This is a genomic window from Sporomusa sp. (assembly GCF_057736855.1).
In genome coordinates, this window is the sequence record NZ_JBYKYF010000019.1 from 1 (window position 1) to 11281 (window position 11281).

Here is an 11281-nt window from a genome sequence, read left to right on the forward strand (position 1 = left end):
GATAACGGGTGTCACTTGCTTACCAGTGACTTCATCTCGTCCACCGTTAATAGCCATTAGCAGTGCCTTGGCCAAGTTAGCACGGGCACCGAAAAATTGCATCTGTTTGCCAACACGCATGGCAGATACGCAGCACGCGATAGCATAATCATCGCCGTATTCCGGACGCATAATATCATCATTTTCGTATTGAATGGCGCTGGTATCAATAGATACCTGGGCACAGAACTTCTTGAAGTTGTCCGGCAGAGAAGTTGACCAAAGTACTGTCAGATTGGGTTCAGGTGCTGGTCCAAGATTATACAGGGTATGCAGTATGCGGAATGAAGTCTTGGTAACAAGCGGACGCCCATCAAGACCAACCCCGCCAATGGCTTCAGTTACCCATAAAGGGTCACCGGCAAACAGTTCGTTATATTCAGGTGTTCTTAGTTGACGCGCCAGTCTGAGTTTAATCACAAGCTGATCGATAAACTCTTGGGCTTGTTCCTCGGTGATTAAGCCTTTAGCCAAATCTCGCTCCAAATAAATATCTAGGAAAGTGGAAACTCGGCCTAAAGACATGGCCGCACCATTTTGTTCTTTAATGGCAGCCAGATAGCCAAAATACAGCCATTGTACTGCCTCCACCGCCGTTTCGGCCGGTCGGGAAATGTCAAAGCCGTATATCTTACCTAAAGTTATCATGTCTTGAAGCGCCCCAATCTGGCGGGCTACTTCTTCACGAAGACGAATGACATCTTCCAGCATGGGTCGATTGGCCAATTGCTGCAAATCTTGTTTCTTGGCTTCAATAAGTTTATTAATGCCGTATAAGGCAATCCGGCGATAGTCACCAATAATCCTGCCTCGGCCATAAGCATCAGGCAAACCGGTAATGATGGCTGTACTGCGGGCCAGCTTCATTTCGTCGGTATAAGCCATGAAGACGCCAGTATTATGAGTAGTAGCATGTTTATGGTAAATTTCGCTTATCGTTTCATCCAGCTTATAACCATAGGCCTCGCACGCCTGCTCGGCCATGCGGATACCCCCATTGACAATAACTCCACGCTTAAGCGGTGCATCTGTCTGTAAACCCACAATAATTTCTAAGTCTTTGTCTACATAACCAGCGCCATGTGAAATGATGGTAGATACCCGAGTAGGGTCAACATCAAGGACGCCATGATTATCACGCTCTTGTTTCAAGAGTTGAGAGCATTTTTCCCATAACTGAGTGGTTCTGGCAGTAGGACCTGTTAAAAACTGGCCATCGCCTTCATACGGATTATAGTTTTGCTGGATAAAATCACGAACATTAATACTCTCTTGCCAAGCTTTTCCTTTGAAACCTTCCCATGCTTTCATGAGTAAGTCCTCCTCTTAGAAATATTCTAACAATTGCTATAAAAAACCGCCTGAGCATGAATGCCCAGGCGGCTGGCCTCCACCGTGTACCAACCGTATGTCCTTAATTGCGTCCGCCCGATTTGCTTCAGTCATATTTACATGGCTACCACAAAATATATTTTTTTACGACATATATCGACTTGTCCATCTGTTGAATACATTATGCAGTATTCTCGACTCTTTGTCTAGTAGTTAACAAAAAGTAAATATCTTCTCAAATATTTCAAAAATCACAAATTACAGGCAATAAGCTGCCACCATAGCAAACCTCTCCGATGTCCAGCAAAAAAGACCTACCTCTTGGGTTCCTAGAGATAGGTCTGGGTAATTTCTGTTTCAGTTATACTGAAACTCATTTATTCTACATTGTTATAAGGGTCCCAGTCAGTCACAACAGCTAGTCTAGTCCTGGCTGCCGCGATATCGGCAAGCAGTCTGCTCTTTTCCTTAGGTAATGTAGCCGCCAGGGCAATATGATTGGATATATGATTACTGCGAAATAAACAATGATTGGCTACAGGCAAATCAATACCGCTTACCAGCTCATAAAGTTCTCCCATAATCTCCGCCGGCGAAAGAGGTGCAAATTGACCACGTTCAAATTGCTCCACCAACTCGCTGCCACGATAAAGCATAAGGGTTAACGTACTCAACATATTTGGCCGGATAGCGTTGATTGCCTGAGCCGTATGAACAGCATGCTGGGCGGAAAGTTCTTTGCCGCCTAGTCCGGCAATAACCATGACCGACAGCTTGATACCAGAACGAACGATACGCCGACCAGCCTCGATGGCTTCAGCCGCTGTTACGCCTTTATTTACCCTTTTCAATACAACATCATCGCCTGACTCCAGACCATAATAAACCAGCTTAAGCCCAGCATCCCGCAAAGCAGCTAATTCTGCGGGGTTTTATTCAGTATATCTTTGGGGCCTGCATAACAGGATATGCGTTGCAGCCGGGGAAAGGTTTGCTCCAGTATGGAAAGTATGGCTAACAGCTTGTCAGTTGGTAGTACTAGGGCATTACCGTCAGCCAAAAATATGCGGCGGATATGAAAGGCGTAAGGTTTAGCGGCGTGAATCTGAGTCATAATCTCATCCATTGGACGGGGACGGAACCTTACGGCTTTATACATGTTGCAATAGGTGCAAGCATTATGCGAACATCCGATAGTCACCCGCAAAATAAAACTATAGGCTTCACTAGGGGGCCGAAATACCGGTCCTTCAGCATTATCAAAATACATAGGTATCGCCTCTTTTTATTTATGTATATTGAGAAGTAGACAGCATATTCTAAGCTGCCTTGTATCATATTAAAGAAATACCAGCCAAACATCTGGCTAGCACCACGTAAGAAAACATGTCAAGGAGGATAACTATGGACACTAAGCAAGAAACAAAACGTGACCTGCTGGATAAAGGTGCTGTACTGCAGCGAGACAAAAAAACCTATGCAATAGCACCACACATCCCAGGCGGGATTATTTTAGATTTTAATTTACTGCGCAAAATTGTTGATGTGGCGGAAAAATACCATGCGCAAGCATTAAAACTGACAAGCGCCCAACGAATAGCCATTGTAGGTATTGAAGAAGATAAAATTGATCAGATTTGGGAAGAACTCGGAATGCCAAAAGGACATGCGATAGGCTTATGCGTGCGCAGTATAAAGATATGCCCGGCAACCCATTTTTGCAAACGCGCCCAGCAAGATGCCGTAACCTTAGGGCTGGAGCTGGATACAAAATATCATGGGCAAAACTTGCCGTCCAAATTTAAAATGAGTATTGCCGGTTGTGCCAATTCCTGCAGCGAACCCGCAGTGCGGGATATAGGCATTATGGGTACTCCCAAGGGATACACCGTCATGATTGGCGGCAATGCCGGCATCAAGCCGCGACTTGCCGATATATTAGCCGAGAACGTTCCTCAAGAAGATGTAATCCCGTTAGTAGACAAAATTATAAATTACTATAAAAAACATGCAAAAAATTATGAACGGTTAGGAAACCTGATTGAACGACTGGGATTGGATAGGATAAAACAAGATATCATGGAAAGTTAACTGACTCATCATGGGGCCAAACACATATCGCCTCGATTTTATCTGATACGGTATGTTCAGGTGGGGAATCCACCTCCACCTGAACTCCTTATTATTGAAGCACAAACAAATACACGAGCATATACCGTAAAGATGCATTAGCGGTCGGCATACTTTTTAGCCCGATTGGCAATAGCCGTAAGGAAAGCAGAACGAATAGGCTTGACTGCCAATAGCGCCTTGACCGGGGCCGACTGTTCAATCATCGTCGCAATCCGCCCTAACGCCCGGTGACTCAGTCGCGAGGGATCATCGAACAGGAAATTGCTCAATTTGCCCCGTTCAATAGCCATGGCCACCATGCGGTCAAAGGTTGTTTCCGGCACCATGACCCGCTGTTCACGACTGATCAGCTTAATACAACCGAGTTTACAGGCCATGTAACATACGCCGCAGCCCAAGCACAGTTCTGGTTCGCATACTGCCTTGGAATGCGCAGCATCACCAATTGTATCAACAATAATGGCTTGAACCGGACAGGCCTTAACACACCGGCCGCAGCCTGTGCATCTGGCTGTTTCGATGGTTGCTATCCAGTTAGAAGTCACAATAGCCGTCCGAATCGCAAACTTCCTAACAGCCTGAAACATACCACAGCAACAACCACAGCAATTACAAATAAAACCGACGTTTTTTTGTACATTATCAGCAATCTGCGCTAACCCTGCCGCTTTGCACTGTTCAAGAACCTTCATGGCATCACTAACACTTAGCGGCTCAGCCATCCCCTTGTGAATCAGCATCTGGGCACTGTTGCCGAAAGTCAGGCAAGTCTTTAGCGGTGCATCACAAGCTTTATCCAAATGGCTGGCTTTATGCCGGCAGGCGCAGAGGGATATGCCTACAGCCTTGGCAGTTGTAATAACATGACTGGCCTTTTCCCAGTCTAGTACCTCTGAGTAATCGGCAAGAGCTTCCTCTCTAACCAGAGTACGCCCCAACTGGGTAGTCTCCCGGAAAATATCGCGAGCAAACCGGTCGTCGTTAAACATATACTGTTCAAACAGTTCTGCCAGTTCCCGCATGTCAAGATTATCACGGCTACGCATAAAGACAAACTCAAAAAAACCAATCACCACCGGAGCGAGAACCACATGGCACTGACCCTTATATTCAAAATCAAATACCAAGCCTTTTTCAGCCATAATGAGTATTTTTTCCTGCAGTTCTCTTAGCTCAAGACCAGTCTTTTGCGCCAATGTCGTTAGGGCTACAGGCTTTAAGGGTATGTTTCTGGCAATAGCCGCCTCCTCTGGAGAAAATAGCAACTGCAGAATTTGGATAAATACCGGAGAATACGGTGCACCGGTAATGTTTAGATCTAACCGCTGCTGCAGCAGCCGATATTCACGTTCACTATTTACAATATGCCCCAAAATATAGTCCTCCAGCCACTTAAGTACTTTGGTCGATAGTATAGCGGAAAATTTTTATGCTTATTTTACAATTGGCAATCTTGTGCGTCAAGTTTAGCTCCTGCAAAGGTGTATCGCATAACCAAATGTAATTGCACTGTAATTAACAACATTCAATTGCAAATTCTGTTGAATAAAGAAAGATAGCTGCCCTAAAGTAGACAAACTTCAGGGCAGCCTTCGTTATTTTGCATTCTGATGAACTGCGCCATTAGCCTTCGCTTCTTCTGCGATCGCCTGTTCACCACGCTTAATCGCTTCTCGAACCATTGAGCCAACTTCTCCGGTAGTAACATCGTCCCAATTTCCGTCCTCCACTTTTTCACCAAAGCCAAGCTCGTGCGCTAATTTATACTTGGTTTCTTCTGACATAACTTTCCCCATATACAAGCCTCCTCCTTTTAATCATTTTAGGATGCCTGTGTATACTATTTGCAATTATGTCAAAAGATATGCTGTTTAAAAAGGGCATTAGCAATATCACCGCGGCAAAACTTATGTTTCAGCCAGCCTTTTTAAGCGCAGATATTCTTCCCAGGTATCGGCATCCAAAAAACAGGCAGAATCCGGCCAGTCCACCTCAATCACCCATTCCGGGTAATTCCGAACAATCTGCCTCCCGCCCGTGTCGCCGGTTAAAGCAGCCAATTTGGTACGCCAGTGACTGCCAAACAGTACCGGACTGTAGCGGTGTCCCTGATGGCAAGGTACAACAATCGCCCTGTCACTTGCGGCCTGCTCAAACGTAGTAAGGATCGTATCAACCAGTGCAAGAGAAACCAGTGGCTGATCACCCAAAAAAAACATAACACCTGCCAACTGACGCGGCAGCCTTTGCAGGGCTAACACCAGAGAAGATGCCTGGCCGCTGTGCCTGTCAGCATTGAAGACCGCACTCACATGGTACTGGCGGCATAATTCAGCTAACTCGGCTTGAGGCTCGCCAATAACAGCAATGCTTGCATCCCAAGCCAATTGGTTGACAGTACTGAGCACATGAGCCATCAGCGGCTTATCGCCTAATGGTAATAGAAGTTTTTGCGTGCCCATACGGCTAGCTGTGCCTGCTGCTAAAACTACTGCACCCACTGGGATCATAATCGATACACCCAAACAGGCTTCATTGCAGAACCATACCCTGTCGTTACCACAACCCGCGATATTGGAGCGTTAACCAATTTGCAGTAGCCGGCAATTTGAGCTGCCAGCACTAATGAATCAGTATTGCCGCCGCTAAGCAGCAACACCTGAGTTCCCTTGGCATATTGAAAAATCCCCTGCGGGTGCACGGCCAAACAGGCTAAATCTCGCCAGCCAATGCTTTCACCTGCTTGCTTGTTAATAATGGCTGATACCAAATCAAGACGGTGAGTATTAGTATGAGACAAAGGCTGCCCTACGACCCCCAGGTTTAATACCCCGATAGTCATGACAGTTGCATCAGGAATAACTGGCTCAAAGGGAGCCGGAGCTTTGATGCTAGCGCAGCGAGCCCCATCAGCTTCCACCAGGATATACGCATCTGGTACCTTAGCTGCTACAAAGTCTAGCCACTCAGGCGGAACTCCCAATACCTTGCCGCCGCTCTGACTGAATAACCAAGCAGTTATTTGCTTAGCTTTTAGTCCTGCAACGACTGCTTCCACACCTTGCTGATAATCATCAGTAACTACCGGTTGAAATTCCGCAAGCTGATGATAAACCATTTTCGTGGTTGTAGTAAGCAAAACCGACCGGTTCTGCTGCTTGGCGCTCTTAGCCAAGGACTGAATTAGTGAGGTCTTGCCTCCAGCACCGACACAGGCAATTATGCCTGGCACACTAACCCCCAGTGCATTCCAGAGCATACTTACACCACCTGAATAAATACTTCCATGATTCCGCCACAGGCCATCCCTTCGGTTGCGGCTGCCTCACTGGTCATTGACACCGTATACGTAAATGACTGGTTTTTATCCAAAGCGGTTAGGGCCTGCAGTTTAACTTCAGCTTCCGCACAGCCGCCGCCAATAGTGCCAAATACTCTGCCATCAGGATAGACCAACATGGTAGCACCGGCTTTGCGCGGCGTAGAACCACGGGTAGCAATGATACTGACAAGCGCAACCTTCAAGCCTTCCTGCCGAGCGGCGCAAATGGCTTGAATCATAGTATTATCCATGTTTACACCTCCACTTATCACTCAGTGGACGGCAGGTAGCATTACGATCAACAGCTATGATTTCAGCAACAATACTAACAGCAATCTCCAACGGGGTTTCAGCACCAATATCAAGACCGATAGGAGCTCGCAGCCGCGCTAGCGCCTCCTGGTCAAAACCTTCGGCCAAGAGCGAGTTAATCACACCCCTTACTCGTCCCTGGCTGCCAATCATCCCAATATATCCTGCTGGTTGGTTAATCACGGCTCTGAGGCATTCCATATCTGAGCGATGACCCCGGGTAACAATAATTATGACCCCATAACTTGACAACGCAAGTTCGGTCAAAGCCCGGCCAAATGGCTGACATACCACTTTTTCCGCCTGGGGAAAACGCTTCTGATTGGCAAAGTCCGGACGATCATCCACTACCGTAACCGCATAGCCAAGCTTAGCTAATAGCTCAGTAAGCGGCTGACTGATATGCCCAGCCCCCAACACCAATGCCGACCGCCGCCGGGAAAGCTTATCCCAAAACAGGCGGTATTTGCTTTCTTCGTACACTACTTCTAATACCATAGGCTTTGTCCAGGTAATGCCGCTTACCTTGTCAAGTATACATGTAGTAAAAGCTTCATTCATGATTAGGCCTTCGGTGTATCCCTCAGTAATCAGCAGCATGCTGCCAACAACACAGCGCTTGTCTGGCGGTGCACTGACAAGCGTTATGATATCAGCAGGCTGGGCATGTTTCACACATTGTGCCAGTTTTGCAAAAATGTCCTTATCCATGCTTACCTCGCAAATGTAAAATGGCTTCCAACACACCGCCGCCGACCGCTCTGGCCTTATCGGATATGCTAAAACAATGTTCCCGACGGCAGCGTGGATCAACATCGCCAATTTTCATCCCTTGGGTAACGGCAAAATGGTTTTGCAGTAAGCCGCGCAATACCCCCGTAATAGTAACGGTAACCGGAATGTCCCCGACATGGCCAACAATATCACCAGCAGCTACGATGTCGCCAATTTCCCGGCAACCAACAAATATACCGTCAGCCGGCGATTTGATCAGCCGTTCGACCGTATAACCTCCCACTTCTCCCGGAATACCAGTATTGGGAATGGCTGTACCATGATAAATAACCCGGCCCAGATCATGACCGCGCATGGTCTCCACTACCGCGTGAACATCCTTTCCGGCGATAAAACCGGGACCAGCCGCAATCACTATCGGCGCATCCGTAATATGAGTACCCAGATTCCGTTTTGCAAGAATCGCATCAACCACAGCTACCGGGTTAAGGACAGCAATCACCTGCTGTACCGCCGGCGGCTCTGACGCTAATAGTATAGGAATTTGACCGCTGGCCAATATCTCTACTGCTTCCTCCAGCAGAGCCAGTCTTGCTGTCACCCCTTCTACCGTCATTGGTGCAGCTTGGATCACCGCCTGGGCAAAAGCAACTGTCCTTCTGACAACTGTCGGTTTAGCTACTTCCAAAATTACTACATTAAAGTGACTCTGATACAGGCGGTGGGCAATGCCTGTGGCAATATCACCGCCGCCTTTGACTATGACTAGGTTGTCCATTATTTACTCCTTTACCTTCAAAATACAAATGAGTCAGGTAAACATGCAGATGGTCGGCTTGCCATGCAAATAAGTCTGCCACTAATTTTTGATGATATATGTGCTTACACATCTTGTGTTGTCGTTATGATCGCATTAAAAATATTAAACAAAACTTGTTCTATATCCTCTAAAATTCATATCTCCTCCTATTTAACCATCATTCAATTACAATATCAATGTCTGTTCTACGTTTAATAAAAATGCCTGGTAAAATAACAAATTTTTTATCAGACAGTAAATTTACTTACAGCAGTTTGTAACTCTTGAGCCAATTTTGCTAGCCCTTGGCTTGATGCCGCAATTTCTTCCATCGAAGCAGACTGTTCTTGGGTCGAGGCTGATACTGATTGGGCTTGACCTGCTACTTCCTTGCTTATTCTACCAATTTCTTGTACAGATGCTACTATTTCCTGGCTTCCATTTGCCATGTTTTGAATCTCACGGGAAATCTCTTTTACTTGTTCTGATACATTGTCAATCAATCTTACAATTTCGTTAAAAGCCTGTCCTGCTGTATTAACAACCTCAGCTCCCACTTTAACCTCGTGTGTTCCTTCCGTCATGGCGGCTACTGCCCTACTTGTATCCTCTTGAATATCTTTGATTAATATAGCAATTCGTTTTGCTGCGTCCTGAGACTGTTCAGCTAATTTACGTACCTCTTCCGCTACGACGGCAAAGCCACGTCCTTGCTCGCCGGCACGTGCAGCTTCAATGGCAGCATTCAACGCCAACAGATTCGTTTGCCCTGCAATCCCGGAGATAGTTTCTACGATCAAACCAATCTCTTTTGAACTTTCACCTAATTTAGTTACAACTTGAGCTGAGTGCACCACAGTTTTCTCTATAGTAGCCATTTGCGAAACTGCTGATTCAACGGCTTGCCCACCATTTCTGGCTGCATCAGCGGTTTTGTCGGCCATATTGGACACTGCATTGGCGTTAGAAGCGATCTGCTGAATGCCGGAAGATATTCTATTGACTACAGAAGAAGCCTGATTTACTTCATGTACTTGTTTTTCTGTACCTGCTGCCACTTCATTAATTGCTGCCGCTACCTGATTGGTTGCCTGCGCAGACTCATCAGAATTAGCCAACAGTTCTTCCGATGATGCGGCTACCAATTCTGTTGTATGACTGATTTGCTTAACTAAATTACGCAAACTCTCAGTCATATTATTAAAGGCTGTTGCTAACTTCCCAATTTCATCATTTGATGTAACTTCGAGAGCACTAATTGCCAGGTCTCCTTGTGCTACTTGTTGCGAATAGTTTACTAACTGGTTCAATGGCTGCGTCAGGCGTCGTGCGGCAAACCAAATAATCGCTATAACGGTCACTATAACAACAGCGATCGCAACAGTTAGCACTTTAGCTATCCTTGACGCTGGAGCAAAAAATTCGTCTGCCTCTACTTCAGTAGCCACTGCCCAGCCTGTAACCGGTATAGTTTGGTAAAAGGCCAGCTTCTTAACACCGTCTACAGTAGTATAACGGTAGATTCCAGCCTTGCCTCCCAACATACGGTTTCCCAGCTCTCGAACATTAGGATCATCCATTTCCGTTATCTTTTTTTCCATCACTAAATCCTTATTCGGATGATGTATAAATGTTCCGTCTTTGGCTATCATGATACCATAACCTGTTTTGCCAAATGTTAAGCCGCTCGCAACATTTTGTACATGCTGTATAGATATTCCCGCACCGATTAATCCCTGCGGTACATTATTGTCATCTTTAATCGGTGCGACTATGAATATGGTCGGCAAGTTTGTAGTTTTGGATATGAGTGGCGGCGTGATCTGTGATGGCCCGCCAGCCATGATCGATTTAAAATAATCCCGGTTACTTACGTTACCAAGAAAAATTGAATATTCATTACCGTTCTTCAGTATGGTATGATAATTCCCATTCTTATCGGCTGCGTAAATATCTTGGAATACATCTGGGTACTTCTCGCGCAAAAAATTAAATCTACTTATATTTTGTGCATCAACCGCAGCAAAATTAGTATTTATCATTTTTGCTGTCGGAGTTGATGCAATCGCCTCAGGCTCCAGCATATGTGACTTCAGCCACGTGTTAATGGTATCTGCCGTTTGTTGAGTTGTTGTAAGCATACTTTTACTTAATTCATCTTCAATTACATTATTTATACCTATATATGAGACTGCGCTAATGGCTACCAAACCAATAACTACTACAGGCAAAATAAAGAGAATTAGCTTCGCCCGGTATGACATAGACTTCATCATGTTAAAAAAGCCTCCAATCCTAAAAATCTTATCACTTGAGCTAGCCCGACAGGTAGTGCGTTTATTGTCCCTTCTCTAATGTAAGCATAAAAACACGGAAAACATGTATAATAAAAGTTCTTCCTAGATGCACGAGCGCAATATAACCATAAAGGCAAATTTTACCTGCTACTATGAACTACTCCTAAAATCCCCCTAACTAAAAGAAAGAGACTCTTGGTCTCTTTCACTTATACGTATTACTTGCATCTTAATTCTATTTTCCAGAAAACACGGCTTTACGCTTTTCAACAAAAGCAGCCATACCTTCTTTTTGGTCAGCAGTCGAAAAGC

General features: G+C 45.5%; 13 protein-coding genes. 1 reads left to right on the forward strand and 12 read right to left on the reverse strand.

What is annotated here, in order from left to right; all coding sequences use genetic code 11:
* The 3 genes from AC29Z1_RS02485 to AC29Z1_RS02495 all read right to left on the reverse strand — a co-directional run.
* A partial coding sequence (locus AC29Z1_RS02485; protein ID WP_488269878.1) for a pyruvate formate lyase family protein occupies positions 1-1350 on the reverse strand: 1350 nt, incomplete at its 3' end.
* Between the two features lie 398 nt (positions 1351-1748).
* Entirely contained in the window at positions 1749-2282 is a 534-nt protein-coding gene (locus AC29Z1_RS02490; protein WP_488269879.1) for a radical SAM protein, read from the reverse strand.
* A 5-nt stretch (positions 2283-2287) separates the two neighbouring features.
* A complete protein-coding gene (locus AC29Z1_RS02495) occupies positions 2288-2641 on the reverse strand; it encodes a radical SAM protein (protein ID WP_488269880.1) in 354 nt (117 codons plus the stop codon).
* Between the two features lie 134 nt (positions 2642-2775).
* Between AC29Z1_RS02495 and AC29Z1_RS02500 the strand changes: the two genes are divergently transcribed.
* Positions 2776-3462: an NAD(P)/FAD-dependent oxidoreductase gene (locus AC29Z1_RS02500; RefSeq protein WP_488269881.1), complete on the forward strand. Its 687-nt coding sequence runs from the start codon at positions 2776-2778 to the stop codon at positions 3460-3462.
* Between the two features lie 137 nt (positions 3463-3599).
* Here AC29Z1_RS02500 and AC29Z1_RS02505 read toward each other — a convergent pair whose 3' ends face one another.
* From AC29Z1_RS02505 to AC29Z1_RS02545, 9 genes are all read right to left on the reverse strand, one after another.
* Complete coding sequence (locus AC29Z1_RS02505; RefSeq protein WP_488269882.1) at positions 3600-4877, reverse strand: 4Fe-4S binding protein; 1278 nt, start codon at positions 4875-4877, stop codon at positions 3600-3602.
* Between the two features lie 222 nt (positions 4878-5099).
* On the reverse strand, positions 5100-5300 hold the full coding sequence (locus AC29Z1_RS02510) for a small, acid-soluble spore protein, alpha/beta type (protein WP_488269883.1): 201 nt from the start codon (positions 5298-5300) through the stop codon (positions 5100-5102).
* Between the two features lie 111 nt (positions 5301-5411).
* Positions 5412-6014 carry a nucleotidyltransferase family protein gene (locus tag AC29Z1_RS02515; RefSeq protein WP_488269884.1) on the reverse strand — a complete coding sequence of 201 codons (603 nt, stop codon included), beginning with the start codon at positions 6012-6014 and terminating at the stop codon, positions 5412-5414.
* Positions 6011-6763 (reverse strand): selenium cofactor biosynthesis protein YqeC, encoded by a 753-nt coding sequence (gene yqeC, locus AC29Z1_RS02520; RefSeq protein ID WP_488269885.1) that lies wholly within the window; start codon positions 6761-6763, stop codon positions 6011-6013. Before yqeC ends, AC29Z1_RS02515 begins: the two co-directional genes overlap by 4 nt.
* 2 nt (positions 6764-6765) lie before the next feature.
* A complete protein-coding gene (locus AC29Z1_RS02525) occupies positions 6766-7077 on the reverse strand; it encodes an XdhC family protein (protein WP_488269886.1) in 312 nt (103 codons plus the stop codon).
* Positions 7070-7849, reverse strand: coding sequence for an XdhC family protein (locus AC29Z1_RS02530; RefSeq protein WP_488269887.1), 780 nt, complete (start codon positions 7847-7849; stop codon positions 7070-7072). Before AC29Z1_RS02530 ends, AC29Z1_RS02525 begins: the two co-directional genes overlap by 8 nt.
* Positions 7842-8651, reverse strand: coding sequence for a selenium-dependent molybdenum cofactor biosynthesis protein YqeB (gene yqeB, locus AC29Z1_RS02535; RefSeq protein WP_488269888.1), 810 nt, complete (start codon positions 8649-8651; stop codon positions 7842-7844). Before yqeB ends, AC29Z1_RS02530 begins: the two co-directional genes overlap by 8 nt.
* 269 nt (positions 8652-8920) lie before the next feature.
* Entirely contained in the window at positions 8921-10948 is a 2028-nt protein-coding gene (locus AC29Z1_RS02540; RefSeq protein ID WP_488269889.1) for a methyl-accepting chemotaxis protein, read from the reverse strand.
* 256 nt (positions 10949-11204) lie between these two features.
* Positions 11205-11281 (reverse strand): hypothetical protein (locus AC29Z1_RS02545; protein ID WP_488269899.1); only part of this gene is annotated, 77 nt, incomplete at its 5' end.